The 23,052-nt window shown below is 49.5% G+C and carries 3 protein-coding genes (1 of these 3 running past the window's edge); 1 reads left to right on the forward strand and 2 read right to left on the reverse strand.

Features of this window, described 5'->3' with window-relative positions; all coding sequences use genetic code 11:
- Positions 1–18,131: the 5' portion of a non-ribosomal peptide synthase/polyketide synthase gene (locus ACTJJS_RS30745; protein ID WP_440667603.1), read on the reverse strand. Its footprint begins 17,386 nt before the window's first position; only the first 18,131 of its 35,517 coding nucleotides appear in the window; its start codon is at positions 18,129–18,131; the stop codon falls past the left edge of the window.
- A gap of 748 nt (positions 18,132–18,879) precedes the next feature.
- Positions 18,880–21,021 carry an outer membrane protein assembly factor BamB family protein gene (locus tag ACTJJS_RS30750; RefSeq protein ID WP_440667604.1) on the reverse strand — a complete coding sequence of 714 codons (2,142 nt, stop codon included), beginning with the start codon at positions 21,019–21,021 and terminating at the stop codon, positions 18,880–18,882.
- Positions 21,022–21,565: 544 nt separating this feature from the next.
- Here ACTJJS_RS30750 and ACTJJS_RS30755 point away from each other — a divergent pair.
- Positions 21,566–23,017, forward strand: a complete 1,452-nt coding sequence (locus ACTJJS_RS30755) for a hypothetical protein (RefSeq protein WP_440667606.1) — start codon at positions 21,566–21,568, stop codon at positions 23,015–23,017.
- Positions 23,018–23,052 lie beyond the last annotated feature (35 nt).

Raw genomic sequence — 23,052 nt, forward strand, 5'->3', positions numbered from 1 at the left:
AACAATACCGCACGAACCAGTATTCCCTGTTCAATGTCAAGGCTGCGCTGGTACTGGTCGCCATACGCCGCTATCTTTTCAGACAGCTCGTCCTGCCCTACGGATTGCAGATCGACAACTTCCAGCTCACCTTCATAAGCACCATAGGTTTGCTCCCAGCTATCACTGCTACGGGTATACGTAAAACGCAGGGCATCGTGATAACTCACCAGTTGCCTGATAGCTGAGGATACATCAGCAATATCTACCTGCTTATCTATTCCCAGCAAAACCTGGTGATTAAAATGCGATTCGGCAGTACCCGATAATTCAAAATACCATTGCTGGATGGGTAATAAGCCACTGCTGCCTGTCAGCAAGCCCTGCTCCCCTGAGACAACATTCTCCTTTTGAGACAGCAGACGGGAAGAAAGCCCGGCTATCGTCTGGAAGGTGAACAGGTCTTTGGGCTGTAAGGCATAGCCATAGCGTTTGGCGCGGCTCACCACCTGAATGGAGATGATGGAATCACCACCTAATTCAAAGAAGTTATCATTCCGGCCAACCTGTTTTACATTCAATAATTCTTCCCATATGCCCGCCAGTTGCTGTTCCGTATCATTAACCGGGGCCACATAGGCCTGCCGGTGTAATGCGCCTGCATCCGGGTCCGGAAGGGCCTGTTTATCCAGTTTACCGTTGATGGTCAACGGTAAGGCCGCCAGTTCCACCAGCAACGCCGGCACCATGTATTCAGGAAGCCTTTCCTTTAAGAACGTGGTCACCGCTTCCCGGTTAAAATCACCGGCAGGCACCACGTAGGCCACCAGCCGTTTATGTCCTTTATCATCCGCTTTAACGAGTACTGCTGCTTCCCATATCTGTGGGTACTGCCGCAGCACATAGGCTATCTCTTCGGGTTCTATGCGGAAACCGCGCACCTTCACCTGGTCGTCAGCCCTGTTCAGGTATTCGATATTACCGTCCGGTAGCCATCTCACCTGATCGCCGGTGCGGTACCAAAGACCTGCCATGTCTTTCAATGACACGAATCGTTTCTTCGTTTCTTTGCTATTATTGATATATCCCAGTGAAACACCGTCTCCCCCGATATACAACTCTCCTGCTACCCCTACCGGCGCCAACTGTAAATGCTCATCCAGCACCAGCGCTTTGGTATTTGCCAGCGGACGGCCGATGGGCACCGGCATTCCCTCCGTTATTGTATTGACAGGATATGAGGTGGCATATACTGTTGTTTCCGTAGGACCATACACATGCACTAACCTGCCGGGGCCCAGTAAGGAAAATGCTTTCTTTATATGCCAGCCAGATGCCTTCTCTCCACCGAACAATAACTTTCTTAAGGGTTTTAACCCATCAATACAGCTATCAACGAAATTATTAAAGAGTGCCGTGGTCAGGAAACAAACGGTTATCTGCTGTCGGGTGATGATGTCTGAAAGCGCAAATACATCTGAAGCGGTATCTTCATCTACCAGGCAAAGCGTAGCCCCGCACAGTAAGGCGCCATATATATCGTAGGTGGAACCGTCAAATGCGTAATTAGACCATTGCAATACCCGGTCTTCAGGCATAATGGCAATATCGCCCGGATCATATACCAGCTTCACAATATTCCTGTGGCTCACAGCGATGCCTTTAGGCTGGCCGGTAGTACCGGAAGTATACATGACGTATACGCGGTCGTCTGCAGAGCCTTGTAATGCAACAGGGAGCGCCGGATAATCTTCGGCAGCTGCTATGTCCAGTCCTGTAAGATGTGCTTCCAGCCCGGACGCGGCATACAATGAACTGTCCGTGTACAGTATGTAAGATATGTCCGCATCTGCCGCCATCAGTTGCAGCCGTGCAGGAGGGTAGGTAGTATGAAGGGGCACGTAGGCATTGCCGCTTTTCAGGATACCCCATATACCTATCAGCATCTCGGGGCTACGGTAGGCCAACAGCGCGATATTACGGCCGGTCGCACAGCCATTGGCGGCCAAATACCCTGCTACCTGGTTGGAACGTTCATCCAGTTCGCGGTAAGTAAGCTGCCGGCCGCCAAAAGTAATGGCCACTTTATCCGGAGATAATTGCACCTGTTCCCTGAACAGGGTTGTCACTGTTTTATCCGCAGGATAAGCAACAGCCGTGTCATTAAAGGTTTCCAGCAACTGTTTCTTTTCACCGGCCGTCAACAATTCAATATCCTGCCATGTAGCACTGCTACTATCCGCTACCTGCAACAGCACCTGCTCAAAATGTTTTGCTATCGCGTTGACATAAGCGGCAGGTAATATTGTTGAATTATAATTAAACTGAATATTTATTTCCTCCGCTGCTCCTATAACAATATCCAATGGATAGTTGGTCTGCTCCCGCACCACGATATTATCTATCTGCAATTGCCATGTATGTGAGGTAATGACTTTGCTCACCGGGAAGTTCTCAAATACCAGCAGACTATCAAACAGGTCGCCCGAAATGCCCGCATTCCGCTGGATAACATCCAGTCCGAGATACTGATATTCGCGGCTTTGCAACTGCCCTGTCTGCACTTCCTGTAACCATGCTGCAATATGACTGTGTTCATCTATCCGTGCATATAACGGCAGCGTATTGATGTACAGGCCCACTCTTTGTTCCACTCCCGGCAAATCTTCCGGCCGGCCGGACACTGTCACCCCGTACACCACGTCCTTTCTGCCGGTATAACGGTATAACAGGTACGCCCACACGCCCTGCATCAGGGTATTTATGGTAATACGGTGTTGCTGCACATAACGGGTTATGTTGCCCGTGGCAACAGTATCCAGCAGCAGTGATGTTGATTGCTGTATTCCCGTTCCTTTTGTTCTTTCAGCAGCAAGGCCGATAAAAGGCAACAGGCTGCCTTCCTCCACATCCTGCAAATAATTTTTCCAATAGGCAGTCGCCCGCTCCTTGTCAGATTGCCCCAGGTATCGGACGTAATCCCAGTAATGGTCCACTGTTGGCGCCGGCACTGCTTTTTCCGCTGCGAGCAACTCATAGGTATTCAACAGCGTTTCCATTAAAACAGCCAAAGACCATCCATCAAACAAAATATGATGGAATGTCCACAGCATCCTGTAGTGATTGTCTTTCAGGCGTATCAGGGCGATACGCATCAGGGGGGCAGTACTGAAATCGATGCCGCGGCCCAGGTCTGCCGCTTCATATTCCTTCACGGCCAGTTGCTGCTCAGCTTCAGTCATGCCCCGGTAGTCCAGCAGTGTTACCGGCAACGTCACCTCATGATACACACATTGTACCGGCACCGCAAATTCATCATAGTAAAAGCAGCTGCGCAGTATGCTGTGTTGTTGTAACAGGTGGTCCCAGCTTTGCCGGAATATGTCCTCTCTCAAATCCGTAAGGTCGCAGCTGATCTGTTCCATATAAGCCGTACTCTGATTATCATACAGCCCATGGAACAATATCCCTTCCTGCAGGCTGCTGAGCCGGTATAAACCAGCTACCTGTGTACGTCTCGCAGCATCTTTATACGGAGCGTCCCAAAAGCTGTCCAGTTCCTCATTGCTGATGATTCCCCCCAGGTCATAATCTGACGGCGTAAATGAAGGAACATCCTGTGCCACACAGTGCGTAATCAGCGATTCCAGCTGCGCCAGGTACTGTTCTGCCAGGGCGGTTATACCTGGCTCATCATAATGTTTGCTGCTATATCCCCATTCAAATATCAATTCACCGTGCTGTACAATACCGCTGACAGACAGTTTTTCCGCCGCCGGGAAATCCGTTGCTATGGCTGTACCGGGCAGTTCCGCAGCACCGCGGACATATGTTCCGTTGTCCACGACATGGTCCAGTTGCCCCAGGTAGTTGAATACAATATCCCAGGCATCTTGACCCTGTAAGGCAGCTGCTTTACTGATATATTTCAATACGCCATACCCGATGCCTTTATCCGGTACCCGCCGTAATTGTTCTTTTACAGATTTTAATGCCGCTCCTTCCGGCTGACCGGCTTCTGCTTTCAGCCGCACCGGGTATAAACTGGTGAACCAGCCTACGGTACGACCAAGGTCTGTTCCGGGCTGTACATCTTCCCTGCCATGGCCTTCCAGACCGATATTCACATAGGTGTTACCATTCCATGCCGACAAAGTAAGGGCCAACGCGCATAACAGGATATCGTTGATTTCAGTATGGTACGCACGCGGTGCGTTCTGCAACAGCCGCCGGGTTTGCGCAGCATCCAGTTTCACTTTGTAGCTACGTATATCCGCCATGGTTACCTCACCATTCCAGGCATGATCAACCCTTAAAGGCACGTACCCGTGTACTATTTGCTCCCAGTAAGGCTGTTGGTCCAGCAATCGGGGGGATTGCGCATATTCGGCCAGTGCCTGGTACCATTGCCGGTACGATGTACCTTTAGGCCCCAGTACTTCATCCGCTGGTTTATGCCGGTCATGCTCCAATAACAATTCCAGGTCACTGAGCAGGATACGCCACGAAACGCCGTCTATGGCCAGGTGATGAATGGCCAGCAACAGCCGGTTGGGCTGCCCTTCAGGCGTTAACAAAAATGTGGCGTGCATCAGCCGTCCTTTTGTAATGTCCAGCTGCCGGTGACAGGCGTTTCCATATAGTTCGAGCTTGTCAGTCAACTCTTCAACAGCGATGGATTGCAGGTCCACTATTTCCAGCCCGCTTTCATCATTACCATATTCCTGTTTCCAGCCATCGTTGCCGTGAACATATACAAAGCGCAATGCATCATGATAACGTACTAATTGTGTAATAGCAGCAGATAACGTGCCCGCATCTACGGTTTTATCTATCTCCAGTATTACCCCCTGGTTAAAATGGGATATTGTTTTGCCCGCCTGTTCAAAATACCGTTGCTGAAAAGGCAGCAACCCGCTGTCTCCTGTCAGCAGCCCTTGTTCACCGGTGGTACTGCCACCCTGTTGTACCGCCAGCATAGCGGCGAGGCGCCCTACTGTCTGGTGCGTGAACAGGTCTTTGGGCCGCATCTCATATCCGGCGCGTTTAGCCCGGCTTATTACCTGTATGGTAATGATGGAGTCGCCTCCCAGCTCAAAGAAATTATCGTGTATCCCTACCCGTTCCACGCCCAGCAGCTGCTGCCAGATACCTGCCAACACCTGCTCTGCTTCGCTACGGGGAGCTACATATTCATTTACCAGCAACTCATCCGCGCCGGGTGCCGGCAACGCCTTTTTGTCGGCCTTACCATTGGCGGTAAGCGGTATTTTCTCCAGTGCCACCAGCATGGCAGGCACCATGTATTCCGGCAGCTTGTCCCTCAGATAAGCAACGATCGCTTCCCTGTTGAAAGTGCCTGTGGGCACAACATACCCCACCAGTTGCCGGTGTGTGTCTTTATCTCCCTTTACTACCACAACGGCTTCCTTCACGAGGCCGCTTTTCTCCAGTACTGTTTCTATTTCGCCCAATTCTATACGATAGCCACGGACCTTCACCTGGTCGTCCGCCCGGCCGATATAGGCGATATTGCCGTCAGGCAGCCATTTACAGATATCTCCTGTTTTATACAGCCGCCCTCCGGTCCCTTTGACAAACGGGTCTGCCACAAATTTTTCTGCGGTCAGTTCCGGGCGATTCAGATAACCACGGGCCACCTGCACACCACCAATGTGCAGCTCCCCAGGCACTCCCAACGGCGCTATATTACCTGACGGATCCAAAATATAAAGCTGTGTATTGGCCACCGGTTTTCCGATAGGTACTACTTTTATGTCTCCACCATGCTGCGGCGCATGCCAGTAACTTACGTCTATTGCGGCTTCTGTGGGGCCGTATAAATTATACAGTTCGGCTGAAGACAACTTCTTCCTGAAGTGCGATACCTGCTGCGGGTGCAAAGCCTCTCCGCTGCAGATAACCCTGCGCAGGCTTCCGCAATCCCCCGCTGAAATGCTCTCCAGGAACACATTTAACATCGACGGTACAAAATGTACCGTTGTGATCCGGTGCGCTGCTATTGTTTTACTTAAATAGTCAACATCCTTCTGTTCTCCCGGCAACGCAAAAACCAGCCTTGCTCCTGTTATCAATGGCCAGAACAACTCCCATACGGACACGTCAAAGCAGAAAGTCGTTTTCTGTAATACGGCGTCACTGCTGTCAAGCTTAAAATAGTCCTGCATCCACAACAGCCTGTTCACAATACCGCCATGCTCGTTCATCACCCCTTTCGGTAATCCCGTAGAGCCTGAAGTATAGATCACATAAGCCAGGTGATGTGGCTGCAAACCTGTACCGGTGAGGATTACCGGCTGTTGGACAATGTCATCCCACGCTTCATCAAGTGAAATGACCTGCACGTTGTCCGGCAGTATTCCGGTTAACGATACAGGCGCTGTATGTGTTAACAATATGGCTGCACCGGTGTCTTTCAGCATATAACTGATCCGTTCTGAGGGATACGCCGGATCAACAGGCACGTAAGCCCCTCCTGCTTTCAGGATGCCCAATATGGCGATGATCATTTCAAAAGAGCGTTCTGTATAAACGGGAACCAGTGTTTCTGTACCGACACCTTTACTGCGCAGGTAATAAGCCAGTTGACTGGTGCGTACATCCAGTTCACGATACGTTAGTGCAGCATCCCGGAACTGTACCGCAATTGCATCGGGCGTACGCGCCACCTGGTCAGCAAACAGGTCTGTGAGCGTCTTATCTTGGGGATAGGCCACAGCAGTGTCATTAAAGCCAAGCAGCAACTGTTGCGCTTCTTCCCCTGCCAACATCGGCAAGGAGCCTATTTTTGCCCTGGGGCTTTTTACAATGGCGCTTAACAACACTTCGAAATGCCCCAGCATACGTTTTATCGTTTCCGCACTGAACAGGTCCGTACACCATGATACCGTTCCTGTTAAGCCATCAGCACCTTCATTCATAGAAAAGCTTAAATCAAACTGGGCGGTGGTATCCTCCAACTCTATCTGCGACAATGCTAATTCCCCAAGGTGAAATACGGGCGTTTCAGGCACATTCTCCAGTCCAAAGATCACCTGGAACAGCGGGCTTCTGCTGAGGTCCCGCTCTTTTGTCACGGATTCCACCACTTTTTCAAACGGTATTTCCTGGTGGTTGTAAGCTTCCAGGGTGGTTTGTTTCACTTGCTGCAACAGCGATACAAAGGAGGGGTTATTGCTCAAATCACTTCGCAGGGACAGCATATTGATAAATATCCCCACCAGCCCTTCCTGCTCCTGCCGGGTCCTCCCTGCTGTCGGGCTGCCCACACAGATATCAGTCTGGCCACTATAACGATATAACAACACTTTAAAGGCCGACAGCAAAGTCATAAACAGCGTGGCTCCTTCCTGCCGGGAGAACGTCAGCAGCTGCGCCGACAACTTCCTGTTTAAGCTGAAAGGAAGGCTTGCACCACGCGTGCTGCGGGTTGCAGGGCGTATAAAATCGGTAGGCAACTCCAACGTTGCCACGCCGGTCAATTTATTTTTCCAATAAGCCAGTTTTTCATCCAGTACTGTGCCGGATAAATAATTTCGTTGCCAGATCGCATAATCGGCGTAACTGGTATGCAGTACGGGTAGTTGCAACGTCCGCCCGGTTACATAAGATGCATACAATTCACCTAATTCCCTTATAATAATTCCAACAGACCAGCCATCTGCCGCTATATGATGCATCGTCAATGCCAGTATATGCTCTTCGTCGTTCAGTACTATTAACTGCGCCCGCAGCATATAATCCCGCGAGAGGTCAAACGGTTTCACCATTAACGACTGGATATGCGCCTGCAGGGCCGTATCATTTTTCCTGTAAGCTTCATTATCCGTTACGGTCAACTGCCAATTGTCTTTATCCTGTATATGCTGACGGGCCTGACCGTCTTCTTCCATGATGACCGTCCGAAGTGATGCATGCCGGTTTACGATGGACTGTAACGCGTATGCCAGGGCTTCTCTGTTAAGCTTCCCCTTCAATCTTAGCGCACATGGCAAATGATACTGTACACTTCCTTCCAGGTGGTCAATAAACCACAAACGTTCCTGGCTATACGATAACGGAATGCCTGCCGCTTCTTCATAACGGGTTGCCACGGGTACGGTATCTTCCTCTTCCGGCTGGCCTAGCAACGCAGACAAAGCGCTGATGGTAGGATTGTCAAACGCTTCATTGATGGATATCTCCACCGCCAGTTCTTTACGTATGGCTGAAATCAGGCGTACCGCCAGCAATGAGTGGCCGCCCAGCTCAAAGAAGCTGTCGTATATGCCAACCTCTTCTATCTTTAGTAATTCACACCAGATATCTGCCAGTTTCTGTTCCAGCTTATTACGCGGCGCCACCTGCTCGTTTGTCAGCAGCGCCGCCCTGTTAGGATCAGATAAAGCGGCCCTGTCAACTTTCCCGTTTGACGTCAACGGCAGGGCGTCCAACGCCACCAGCAACGATGGCAACATATATTCCGGCAGTTTTTCCTTCATATAAGCTAAAATCCCCTCACGGTCGAACGCTCCGGCGGGAACGACATAACCAATCAACTGGAAACCGGTATCAGGACCGTCGTCACTTTTCCGGGCCAGTATAACTGCCTGTCTGACCAGTGCGCACCCTTCCATTACACTTTCTATTTCGCCTAACTCTACCCGGTAGCCGCGGACCTTGATCTGGTTGTCTGTTCTGCCCAGGTATTCGATAGTGCCGTCCGGCAGCCATCTTCCCAGGTCCCCTGTCCTGTAAAGCCTGTCGCCTTTTTCAGGGCTGAAAGGGTCTGGTATAAATTTACCGGCTGTCAGCTCCGGCCGGTTTAAATAGCCTCTGGCCACACCTGCCCCTCCGATGCAAATCTCTCCAACTACGCCTAAGGGCAACACTTCCTGGTTTGGGCCCAATATGTATAACGTTACATTGTCCAGCGGTTTCCCGATGGATATGCCGTTGCTTCCTGTTAAAATATCTCCCAGGGTATTAAACCAATAGGTACTGCAACCAACGGTGCCTTCTGTAGGGCCATATTCATTTACCATCATCACATCATGACGGTGCTCAATCCAATAACGGATATTAACGGGGTGTAGCGCCTCTCCGCCTAATACCAGTATGTCCGTCAAATGCCGGCCCGGAGACGCCATCATGGCGGATTCCAATAATGGCAGATGCCCGGGTGTCAGTTTTATAAAATCATAGGGGGCATATTTCCACAGCTGGTCATCTTCAAATATGCTCACTCCCTGCCCGCTGCTGATCACTATAAATTTACCCCCGAGCAAAGGCATGAATATCCCTGTCACGGATGCATCGAAGCTATAAGGCAGGTGTATAAAACTGCCGGCCTTATTGCCACCTTCACGGATATAATGGCATTGGCCATTCAATAAATAGTTTAATAAATTGTTATGTTCAATCAATACGCCTTTGGGCATGCCGGTGCTGCCGGACGTGTATATCACATAGGCCAGGTTATCCGGGGATGCAATACGGGCCAGTGGCGTGTCCGGGTATGCGCTTATCTGGTCCTGGTCTTTATCCAGGTTGATGATGGTAACTGACGGCGCTACCGTTAATACCCGTGTACCAGCGCTTACCAGCACCGCAGCGCCTGTGTCGTTTAGTATATAAGCGATACGGTCCTGCGGGGAATCCGGTTCAATGGGCACATAGGCGCCTCCTGCTTTAAGAATGCCCAGTATCCCTACCATCATTTCAAAAGAGCGTTCTATACAAATCGGCACCAGGCTGTCAGGCTTTACACCTTTACTGACCAGGTAATGCGCCAGCTGGTTTGACGCCGCGTCCAGTTCCCGATAACTGAATTTCCGCTCTCTGAACACTACTGCAACAGCATCCGGCACGCGCTTTACCTGTTCCTCAAATAAATCGATGACCGTCTTATCTTTGGGCCGTACTACCGTGGTTTTATTAAAAGTGATGAGCAGCTGTTGTTCTTCTTCAGCGCTCAGCATCGATAAAGCGCCTATTCCAACCTCGGGACTTTTCACAATGGAACACAACAGTGCTTCATAATGCACCATCATACGTTCAATGGTCTCTTCCCGGAACAGGTCCGTACTGTAGGAAACAGTACCGGCCAGTCCCCCGGCCTTCTCATACATGGAAATTGTGATTTCAAACTGGGAAGTGGTGTCTTCAAGGGGCATCTGTGACAACTCCACCCCGTTCAAACGCACATCGAGCACTTCGGGTACGCTTTCCAATCCAAACAACACCTGGAACAGCGGGTTCCTGCTCGCATCCCTGTCACCCGCCACGGCTTGTACCACTTTCTCAAACGGAGCTTCCTGGTGATCATAGGCATCCAGTATGGTCAGCTTCACCTGCTGCAACAGCGATGTGAACGAAGGATTATTGCTCAAATTACTGCGCAGGGGCAGTGCATTGATAAAGAACCCGATCAGTCCCTCCAGCTCCTGCATAGGCCTGTCGGCCAACGGGCCTCCCACACAGATATCTTCCTGGCCGCTGTAGCGGGACAGTAGCACCTTAAAAGCTGTCAGCATGGTCATATACAAGGTAGTACCCTGTTGCCGGCTTAGTTGCTGTAACTGTCCTGTCAGTGTTTTATCAATACGGAAAGGTATCACTGCCCCTCGTGTGCTTCTGACAGACGAGCGTGGATAATCAACAGGCAGGTTCAGTGGCGACACGCCACTCAGCTTGTCCTTCCAGTAAGTCAGCTGTTTGTCCAGTAAGTCCCCTGAAAGATGGGTCCGCTGCCATATGGCATAGTCTGCATATTGCATTTGCAGCGGCGCCAGTTTGGGCGTACGTTTTTCTGTGTAAGCCGAATACAGTTCAGAGAACTCCTGTAAAAAGATATGGGACGATAATCCATCAAACGCGATGTGATGGAATACCAGGACCAGGACGTGTTCCCCGGAAGACAACCGGACTAGCCGGGCCCTTAACATGTAATCACGGGAAAGATCAAACGGAGCGTTCACCAAACCGGTTATATATTCCTGTAAAGCCTGCGGTTCCCCGTTGTACACGGTGGTTGTCATTTCCCACGGTTCCGCGTCCAGCAGTTGCTGGTACACCCCTCCCTCTTTATCTTCCGATTGCCGGACTACCAACCGCAATACTTCATGCCGGCGTACTTCCTCCTTCAGTGCATACGCCAGGGCATGAACATCCGGTTTCCCCGCGAGTTTTAAAACGATGGGCACATGATACTGGACGCTGCCTTCCAGCTGGTCTATGAACCACAGCCCTTCCTGGCTAAAGGACAGGGGTATACGGGAAGAGGCAGGCTTCAATTTATCGACGGCAGGCGTTGGTAAAAAACCGGCATGTTGTAAATCCCGGATGCTTTCTTTGATTGCTTTTGCAATGAAATCAACGTCTTCGTCGGTATGGGCATCTGACAGGAAACAGGTCCTTCCTTCCCAGACATACACTCCTTTCTCTACCAGGTGATAGAAGAAAAGGTCCATATTACTGGTGATGGTGAAGTAGAACAGGGAGCCGAAATTGTTTACCTGGATGGGCACATTGTTTTCTTCAAAGAAAGAACGGATATCATTTACCAGCCGGGTGGTACGGGCATTCAACTGCTCCTGCAAGGCGGGGCCTCTCCGTTCCAGTTCCTGCAGCAGCGCCAGCGAGGCCGTCATACTTAACGGATGTTTGCAAAACGTGCCCGCAAAAAACGTGGTGTCGGCCTGTGGATAGGAAGCATCTCCATACTCCCACATGCCACCATCCAGCGCGCTCATATGCCTCGCGCTTCCCGCGATGACGCCTATTGGCAGGCCACCGCCTGCGATCTTACCATAAGTGGCCAGATCTGCCCTTATCCCGAAATGTGCCTGTGCTCCGCCCGGATGAATACGGAAGCCGGTTATCATCTCATCAAAGATCAGTACAATATCTTCGGCCCGTGTCATGTCACGCAGTTCCTGCAGCAGCGCCTTCGGCTGATAGCCGGGACGACGGCTCTGTACCGGTTCTACCAGCACCGCAGCAAGTTCATGTGCATGCGCCTGTATTTGTTTTACCACGCCAGGATTCGTATAGTCGAACACCAGCACATCCGCTATCATATTCTGCAGGATGCCTGGTGCGATGGGCACACCGGTATGTGCTGCCGCTGCATCTTCCGGCACGGCGAGGGTACCGTCGAAATGCCCGTGATAAGACCCTGTAAATACGGCGATCTTATTTCTTCCTGTAACGGTACGTGCCAGCCTTATCGCTGTCATGACCGCTTCCGTACCGGAGTTATGAAAGCTCACCCGTTCCATGCCGGTAAGCGATGTCACCAGTGTGGCCACCTGGCCGGCCAGTGGCGTCTGAGGCCCCAGCTGATAGCCGCGTTCCAGTTGCTGCTGTAAGGCTGTTTTTATGACTTTGGGGCTGTGGCCCAGCAGATCTACGCCAAACCCCATGGCGAGGTCCACATAGCTGTTGCCATCAACATCCGTTAGTCTTGCTCCGTCAGAAGAAGCTGCCTGTATGGGATACAAAATTTCCTTAGTCGAAAACCGGAACCCCGCAGATGCACGGTTATCGGCCAATACAGGGCGATACTGTTGGGTAAGCGCTTTGGACGTTTTTGTTTTTTGTATGTAGCGGCTGATAAAATCATCCAGGTAAGCTTGCTGCGCTGCGGAAAATCCTGTCTGCCCCGGCGTGGTTTCTATCTTCGGAAAAATAGACGCCCGTTGTTTGGGGGTTTTGCTTTTTTCAGCAGGGGCGGATTTTACAATGGCGTCCAGTATCGCCACATCATCTGCATGAGGTGTAGCTTTATGGTCACCATTTGTGTGCGGCAGTCCATTTGTATAGGGCTTTGCCGGCGGCACCCCGTTAGTATGCTGCTTTACAGGTGACGCCCCGTTGGTATGCTGTGTTGCGGATGGCAGGCCATTCGTATGTTGCTTTGCGGGAGGCGCTCCATTTGTGTGCGCTGTTGCAGGAGGCAGATGAGTAAACACCTGCAACTGCCGCTCCATGACCGTCAACTGATGCTGTACCAGCGAGTAATAATCGGGGCTGACAGCAGCGGCTTCTTTAACGCCATTTTCCGCCACCGGAGGGGCGGCAGGAGGAACAATAATTTCCTCCACCTGAGGTATTGCCGGCGCTTCCACAACCGGTGCCGTATAAGCGCCATGTTTCACGACGTATTGAGCCATCAGATCGAGGGTGTTCACCTCTTCAAACAGCTGCCGGATCGAGAAATTGAGCCCGTATTTCTTTTCTATCCTCCGTACGGCGGTGGCCAATGTCAGGGAATCGGCTCCCAGCTCCAGAAAACGGGTATGAATATTAATTTTATCAGGAGATATCTTCAATAGCTGGCCAAATACTTCGGCAAGATACCCGCGTATATCTGCTGTGTTATTATGTGCTGTATTGTTGGTCATAACCGGATGCTTTATGGCATTTTGAGAAGGTAAATGTTGTGTGGTTTCATGTTGTTCTATCCAATAGCGCTGCCGCTGGAAGGCATAAACGGGCAAGGGTACTTTCCGGTGCAGACCGTGACCGTAGAACTGGTCCCATTTTACCGGAAAGCCTTTTACGTACAGCGCCATTAAACTCTTCAGCATGCTACTCCAGGAAGATTGTCCGCGTTGCATGGCGGGCAACAGGCAGTCTTCATCATAAGCTGCTGTCAATTGCACCATTGATAAAAGATTGGGATGAGGCCCCAGCTCCATCATCACTTCTCCACCCAACTCTTTGATGGTTTTCATGCTCTTGTGGAAATTGACCGGCAACAAAATATGGTCGCACCAATAGGATGCCCTGGTCACTTCATCAGTCGTCACTTCGCCGGTGATATTGGACACCAGCTGTAATGCCGGTTTATGGTACCGGATACTGTCCGCTGTACTTTGAAATGCAGCGCGCGCCGGCTTCATCAGGGGAGAATGCGATGCCTGTGCGATCAGCAGCTCACGGCCGTTAATACCGGCCTGCTCCAGCGATCTTAGCACTTCCCTTACCTCTGCCGTTCTTCCGGAGATAACCGTCAGCTCCGGGCCATTGATCGCGGCAACAGACAGCCCTTCATATGGCCGTATCATTTCCGCTACCAGCGCGGCTGGTGCAAACACCGTCGCCATCGCCCCCGGCTCTTCAACAGCCTGCATCAGCCGCGCTCTTTCCGTCACCAGCGTCAATCCGTCATCCAAGCTGAATACTCCGGCCACGTAGGCCGCAGCGTATTCTCCCACGCTATGTCCCGCAACAATAGCAGGAACAACGCCCCAGGACTTCCATACCTCTGCCAATGCACAGGAGATGGCAAATATTGCCGGCTGGAAATAGGTCATTTGCAACAGCAGCTCATTGGCCGCTTCCATCTTCATTTCATAGAGCAGTGTTGTGAGAGAAAAATCCCAGCGTGTTTTCAGATAGGCGTCACAGTGGTCTATTACACTTCTAAATACCATATTGGACGCATACAATTCTTTTCCCATATTCCAGTACTGCGATCCACCGCCGGTGAAAAGCCATACCAGCTGCCCCTTCTGCGCCGGCACCATACCCTGCCGCAGGTCCTCAGCGAAGGTGTCGCCGGTATACGCTTGCAGGTATTGGCAGATATCCTGCGTCGTACTAACAGGAAAGGCCAAACGATATTGAAAATGATCGCGCGTTACAGCGGTGCTGTAAGCCACGTCTGCTAAGGAAACCGCGGAGCAATCATAATGAAGGTACTGTTCTGCGAGCGCCCGCAGTGCTTCCGGTGTTTTGGCGGACAACAACAGCGGGTAGGAAGGCAGCAATGTTTCAGCATGTTGTGCTGCGGTTGTTGCTGTTACAGGCGCTTCTTCCAGGATAACGTGCACGTTGGTGCCACTTAAGCCGAACGAGCTGACAGCTGCCCGCCTTTTCCCGGTATCGGCCGGCCAGGGCGTTAACCGGTCAACTACCTTCACCGCCATATCTTTCCAGGGAATGAACCTGTTGGGCGTATGAAAATTAAGGTTGGCGGGAATTTCCCGGTGTTGCAGGCAGAGTACCGTTTTGATAAAGCCGGCGATACCTGCCGCCGCTTCCAGATGCCCAATATTGGTTTTGACAGTACCGATCAACAGCGGACGGTCAGCTGAACGGCGATGTCCATACACAGCGTTTAGCGCCTGTACTTCCACAGGATCTCCCAGGCGGGTACCTGTGCCATGCGTTTCCACATACTGCACCATATCACTGTCTACACCCGCCTGCCGCAATGCTTTTTCAATCAGCTGCTGCTGCGCCAGCCCGTTCGGCGCAGTAAGTCCGTTGCTCAATCCGTCATGGTTCACCGCGGACCCGTCAATCACCGCCAGGATATTGTCTCCGTTGGCCAATGCATCACTTAATCGTTTTAATACCACTACGCCTGCGCCTTCTCCCCTCACATAGCCGTCCGCGCTGTCATCAAAGGATTTACACAGTCCGGCAGGCGACAATGCTTTTAACCTGCATAGTTTAATAGTCGTATCGGGCGTCAGCATCAGGTTCACGCCGCCGGCAAGGGCCAGCGAACACTCACCCTGCAACAGGCTTAAGCATGCCTGGTGTACGCTCAGCAGTGAAGACGAACAGGCGGTGTCCAACTGCATCACAGGACCGTGAAAGTCCAGCACATAGGCAATCCTGCCAGCGGCAATGCTTCTTTCCACGCCCAGGCCACCAAATGCGTCTTCTACCTGGGCTGTGCCATTATTAGCAGCAACGAGCCTTTGATAATCATCTGTTCCCAGACCTATAAAAACACCGCTGTCACTGCCTCTTAATCCGGACGGACAAATCCCTGCATGCTCCAGCGCTTCCCAGCATGTTTCCAGCAACAGCCGCTGCTGCGGGTCCATACCGGCAGCTTCCCGCGGTGAAATGCCGAAAAACAGCGGATCAAATTCATCGGCCTGCTCAATGAAGCCTCCCTGCCGGGTGTACATTTTACCCAATGCGTCTTCGTCCGCATCAAAATATGCATCTGCGTCCCAACGCTCTTTGGGGATAACGGTAATAGCACTACGCTGTTTCTTCAGAAAATCCCAGTATGCCTGCGGCGTACTGATCCCTCCGGGAAACCGGCAGCCTATGCCCACTACGGCGATTCGCCTGTCACCCTCTCTATGGCTGTCAGACGACCAGTCTTTTTTATCTGCCACACTGACTTTAGAAAGATGCCCGGCCAAAGTTGATATGGTAGGAAAATTATAAATGACTGTTTTATCGATGGCAGCTCCCATCCATGTTTCCAGATCACCTGCCAACCTCACTGCATGCATCGAAGTCATTCCATAGGCGGCAAAGGTGTTTTCTACAGCCAGTTCCGCTGCTGTCAGGTTAAACCGCTGCTGCAACCAGTTTTGCAGCCACTGCCTGATAGTGTCAACGGAAAACGGATTTGCCCGGTCATTGGTTAATACCGGCTTTTCTTCGCCGGCAGCAATTTTACTTTTTTCCGCTATCTCCCGGATGACTGCATCATAGCTTCCTTTAGTATACTCCTCTGCTAACAAATATCTTTGAATCTTACCACTGGTCGTTTTAGGGAGCTGTCTCACGGGTATTACCTGTTTCACCTCCAGGCCTAATCTTTCTGCAACGAATCTCTTTATGGCAGCCGCGATGGGCAGAAACTTTTCTACTGAAGATTTATGGACGACAAAAACCATAATGGCTTCCGTCCCTGTCTCCTTATCTGCCGCTCCGCAGACGGCCACCTTCCTAGCACCAAGGCCGTCCAGCTGTTCCAGCGGATACTCTATATCATGCGGGTATACATTGGTCCCGTTTACAAAAATGATATCTTTCACCCTTCCGGTCACAAACAGACAACCTTCCCATATAAACCCTGCATCGCCCGTATTCAGCCATCCATCCTGAATCGTATCCCTGGTAGCTGCCTCATTATTATAATACCGGCTTGTAACGAATTCACCTTTGATCCGGATAACTCCTACATGACCATCCTCCAACACAATCCCGTTTTCATCCGTGATCCTGATAGCCACGTCACCAATGGGTTTGCCAAGATTTACCAGTTCGATGCTTTCTTTTATCCATTCACCCTTTGACACATCTTTTCCCATGACCGATCGCCCTATTGTTAATGTCTCCCGTGGAACATGGATGCTTTCAAATGGCGCATGAGCGCCTGGAAAAGTAACCTCAAGTGTTGCTTCAGCCAATCCATACCCCGGGCACATGGCATTGGGACTCAGTTTCACCGGGCCTAACCGGTCCATAAAACTCCTCGTTAAAGTAGCCGAAACCGGCTCCGCCCCATTGAGGATAATCCTGACACAGGACAAGTCCAGCGTTTTTGCCTTTTCCTCTGTAAAATAATCCAGATAGTGCTTATACCCGAAGTTGGGAGAGCCGATGATAGTGGCCCTATGCTCGGATATTTTCTGCATCCATAATAGCGGATTTTTAATGAAGAGGTCTGTAGGCATCAGGTAATGATTCACCCCGGCCGCAATCGGGTACAAGTGAAACCCGATCAACCCCATATCATGTGTAAGCGGCATCCAGCTTAAATGGCGGTCAGCTTCCGTACAGGCATGTGCAGACAAGGCCGCCTGAATATTACTGACCAGGTTGGCATGAGTCAACACCACTCCCTTGGGGTTGCCTGTGGAGCCTGATGAAAACTGTAAAAAGGCGATACTGTCGGGAGTGGCAGGGTGTATGATTGCCTCCTGCGGTGTTCCTGCACGGTCCTCCATGAACAACACCCTTTCAAAACGATGCCCTTCCGGATGTTCACTTTCATCTTTATATAGGCATAATTTTTCATAGTGCGCACGGCTGGTCATCAGAAAAGGACGCTTTAAAAATGCCCTGATCTTATATAACTTCCTGGCATTTCCAACATGATAAAAAACTGAAACAGGCACCGGTATGACTCCACCTAAAATGCAGCCCCAGAAAATCTGTAAAAAAGTTTTATTGTCTTCTACCTGTAATATCAATTCGTCACCGGGCCGTGCGCCTTCTTTCTGCAAATAATGCAGCCAGGACAAAGCGCTTTCGTAAAGTTGGTTATAGGGAATAAATTCTTCCTGATTGCCTGACCCAATAAATGTTATTCCTCTATTCTCAACATCTTTCAGTCCTATTAGAATCGCAGACAGTGTTTGAGGGATGTTTGTCTTCTCCATAGAATAAAATCGTTAATGAAATGTGTTTGCAATAGGCTACCATGAGGGTAATATGGCATTACCCCAAATATTATAAGTGAGCAAAAAAATTACGTGTATACTTACACGATATGGCAAGGTATAAATGCCACAGCACGCAAGAAACAATATGCTGCAAAGCTTCGCAGCCAAACACTAAGGAGTGGATGAAGTATATATAGCAGTCTGCTGCTGCTATAAATAAAAAAATACCTGTTGAACTACATACTTGCGAAACAGCGGGCGGATCGCAGGATTTTCATGGTACAAACTCACAATGATCACGGGTCAATGTTTTACAGGATAGTATTCTGCCAATGACATCAAATTGTAGCATGGCTCTTACATCTTCTCTCAGTGATACAATTTAAGCGGTTTATGTTAAGATAATTTATTAACAGCAAAAACACCAGCAACGCAACAGTCCAGAACGGGCCACTACCGGGCTATTGAACATCTATAAATAAAAGTAGAATCCATCAATGCAACAAGATCACAGTAAATAATAAAATTTTCACGACCCTTATTCCAACAACACAACACACAACGCCGCAAACAAGCCACCACAGGCCAATTGCGCATCATAAAAATAAAAATAAAAACAGTATTTTTAACTGCAATACTACTTCACAACACAATATTCGGAGTGCTAACTTACCTCACAAACACACTGTCTGTCTGACCGCACCATATTCCGTACTCAACATTTACAAGATAAATTTTCACTGCGTCAACTGGGCGGCAGCGCAAAAGCAACGTACGCATCAGAAGACTTCCCGCCCCATTTGCCACCACCACAGGCAATGACTACATACTGCCGTCCATTCACTCCATAAACGGCCGGCGTAGCGATACCCGGAGCAGGAAGCATTACTTTCCAAAGCAAGGCGCCTGTGCGTTTGTTGTATGCCCGCATATAACCGTCCGCCGACGCCGCGATAAACAAAATACCACCGGCGGTGGCGACAGGCCCGCCATAGTTCTCCCTGCCCGTTTCGGGGATACCTTTCTTCGTGAGTTCTTCAAATTCTCCGAATGGTATCTTCCATAAATATTGCCCTGTGTTCAGATTGATAGCATTTAATGTGCCCCAGGGCGGACTGATAGCCGGATACCCTTCCTTCGTCAGAAATTTATTATATCCGGTGAACCCATAAAGCGCCTGGGGCGGAGCGTCCTCTTTTTTGCTTTGCCCTTTGTATTCCTGAAGCTGCAGCTGTTTTAAATCAAGAATGAAAGAAGCGATCGCGTCTTTCTCCAGAGAATCGAGATGATTAAATCCCGGCATCATCCTTCTTCCGGTTGACAACAAAGCAAGCAACCGGGAATAAGTGTATTTTTTTTCCACTCCGACAATGGACGGGTAATCGCCACCTCCCAGTCGTTCCGGTCCGTGGCATTGCATACAATACTGATGGTACAGGACCGCACCGGCTTCCAGTTTGGTCCGCTTTTTTTCCTTTGGCGGACCGTTGTCGACGATATTCAATACCCACGCCATTTCGTTAGCGTTAACATACAATACATTTGTTTCCGGGTCCAGGGACGGGCCTCCCCATTCTCCCCCGCCGTCATATCCCGGGAACACCAATGTGCCCTCCTTTGATGGCGGCGTAAAAATTGTTCCCGCCCGGTAACTTCTGAAGCGCTTTAATATATCCTGATAAGAAGCGTCGTCCACCAACCTGTTCAGGTCCGCCTCTGTTAACGTGTGCCGGGCAAAAGGTTTGGGCAATACCGGAAATGGCTGCGTGGGCCATAGCTTCTCTCCCGTCAGCGTAGTCGTGGTATCTACCGCCCTCTCTTCTATCGGGTATACCGGCTTGCCTGTTTCGCGGTCCAGCACGAATATTAATCCTGTCTTGGTGGACTGGGCGATAGCGTCTATCTTTTTACCATCTTTTTTGATAGTCACCAAAACCGGCGGAGAAGAGATGTCCATATCCCATACGTCGTGATGTACCGTCTGAAAATGCCACAACAATTTGCCCGTGGCCGCATCCAGCGCCAATATGCAGTTGCCATACAAACCTGCGCCTCTCCTTTGTCCGCCATAAAAATCATTGGTAGGGTTGCCGGTCGGCGCGAACAATATGCCTCTTTCTTCATCCAGGCTGAAACCTGCCCAGCTATTGGTGGAGCCCATATATTTATAAGCTGTCGTATCTTCCCAGGTTTCATGTCCCGGTTCTCCGGGGTAAGGTATCGTATGAAATATCCATTGTTGTTTTCCTGTCCGCACGTCAAACGCCCTGATATGCCCGGGTGTTTCTTCGCTGACAAGACCACTCAGAAAAAAAAGATCTCTGTAAATCATCACCGGGGAAGTAGGGGCAATAAAAACCTTCGCAGAGTCCCTGTCCAGCCCGTCCCGCAGATCAATACCACCCTGTTGTCCGAATGAGGTCACCAGTTTACCTGTTACTGCATTCACGCAAAGGGCCACCGCGCCAACGGTATAAATAATCCGTTTGTCATCCCCATCGGCCCAGTAAGCTACTCCGCGGTTCATATTAACACTGTTGCGATGCCAGGTCTTATTGGCGACCGTATCGGCAGGGTCAAAGGACCATTTTTCCTTTCCGGTGGCGGCATCCACAGCAAACAGTTTTAATTTCGGCGACACGCCATATAACACACCATCCACTATTACCGGATTACATTGCATGGCGCCATACCTGGTACTATCCTGTTTTTCCGAATAGTAGACCCACGCTACCTGCAACCGGCCTACGTTGGCCGTATCAATCTGGCCGAGGGAGGAATAGCGGAGGTTTCCTTTGCTGCCACCGGTGTTGCGCCAGTCAGCATATTTTTTTATGCCGGTTGGGTTACATGCGGCATAAAGCGCCGCCAAACAGATGAGCAGCAAGCATCTTGTATTGTTTGATTTCACCGGATAATACATAGTTATAAGATATCTGTTTTTTGTGAAGGTAAAACCGGGGGTATATTTTTTTAAAGTTTTTTTTTGCAAATCCGAAATACTTTCATTAGGTTTGTTCATAAGTTAGGTATGCATATTATTTAAATACATTTTTTCAGTTAACATTTACGCATCTCTAATACCCGATTTGTTTGTTTCAATTACATGTATGGATGTTTCCCGCTAGCAGACGCTTATTAAATCATGCAGCAATCAGATTTAAATTTTTCATTCCGGACCAAACAGATCAGATTACTTTCATATCCAATCAAAACCGTATAAATCCTATCAAAACTTTTAAAGGACACCCATATTCCCAGATAATATAATCAATTTCCTGAAATCCCGAAGCGCTCCCAGTGTCTTCCGGCTTTATCAGTAATGATCCTCAAATGACCATAGTGGCCGGCCTCCCCCACTATCAGCTTATCGTTCCTATGTAACTGCTTCCGGCAGCATGGAAAATTCATGTACCCTCAAAATATTCACCATGGCAATTTCGGCAAGACTCAACACCTTTTACGACCCCGAAGGGGCTATTTTTCAAAAATACTCACCCTTAGTTAAAAGTTCAGTCATCATCCAGGGCAATGACGGAGCAAACACCATCGAACAAATTGCGCAGCAAAGGATGGTAGCCATTGCAAAAACATCGATAAACCTGTATATACTTAATTTCTACGCTGATAACATTTCGAGCATGGCCGAAACAGAAAAAGGCAGGCAACCTCCACTAGCCATTATTTCAACCGGGCGAAGCGAATGGATCAAATCCATGTATAACGCAGGCAACAGCATTCTGACAGCTCTCGGCAAACAGCGCTTCAAGAACATTGGGGATGTCAGTCCCTTTGTGAACGGCGATAAAATCCCTCTCTATTTCCCCTACCGGCTTTCTCAACAAGATGCCAACAACCGAGGGATCTATATCTTCGTTCAGGCGGCAGAGTACAAAATATATGTTGAGGACCTCGCTGGTACGGGCATTACCGTTATCGGATATGAAGTGGGAAGCAACCCCGACTTTATGCTTGGTTTCGGCGCCTGTCGTTATGCAGTTGCAAAATTCTTCAATCATATTAATGTGCCCAAAGCCTGGTTCCTGGATGATAATGTACTCTATATTACAAACGTTGACGAATTATACAAATTCGAAGCTAAAATGACAAACGTTAGGGTAATAGGTAATTCAGAGCCTTTATGGGCGCTGGGGGCGCATGGCACAAACATGTACATGGCACAAACCGACGTTGTCAAAATTTACAACAAGTTTAACGACAGAAGGGTGTCCTTAAGAGGAAATCCAACACCATATAACTTTCTTCAACAAGCGGTGTTCTGGAATGTTGATCAACTAAAAAAAGAGAACAATGTCCAGCAAACCAACTTTAATTACAGCCCATATTTCGTCAATTCCGGCGAAGATCTTAGCATTTCCTATTTCCTTGGAATGAACAGATGCCAGGCACTTACACAATGTGACATCTGTAAAGGCAGCGATAAGATTAACTCCTCGACTGATGATCGAGAACAGGTTAAAAAAGCGCTTACCACCAGAAAGGAACAAATTCGTCAAAGACTGAAAGAAAGTACACAAATAACCATTAAGGACACCTTCAATAATAACAAGGATACTGATCTCTGGAAATTATTTGACGACTATCAAAGGAAAACCCAATATTACAAGAAGGGCTTTAAAGAACCCGCCAACATCACTTACCTCAAAGCCGGAGAACAACTGTTATTGAAATGGATGGTGGATGAAAATGGAGCAAACCTGGCCCCCAACGACGGAAACAGTGCTATTAATAATATACCGCCAAAGTTATTAAACCCGTTGTTCAATTTCTCAACATTGAAGTATAAAGACTTAATGGGCCTGGAAAACGAAGAAATCGAATACAGTATCGGTCTGCTGGACACCTCTATCAATGCCGGTTAGCTAGAAGATCGTTGCTCATCCCTCTCTAAAAACAA

It is taken from the genome of Chitinophaga sp. 22308, assembly GCF_052045305.1.
Lineage (GTDB): Bacteria > Bacteroidota > Bacteroidia > Chitinophagales > Chitinophagaceae > Chitinophaga > Chitinophaga varians_A.

Bases quoted from the DNA above. Each gene is read 5' to 3' on its own strand.
- ACTJJS_RS30755 (WP_440667606.1), top strand. From the start codon at position 21,566: ATGGCAATTTCGGCAAGACTCAACACCTTTTACGACCCCGAAGGGGCT.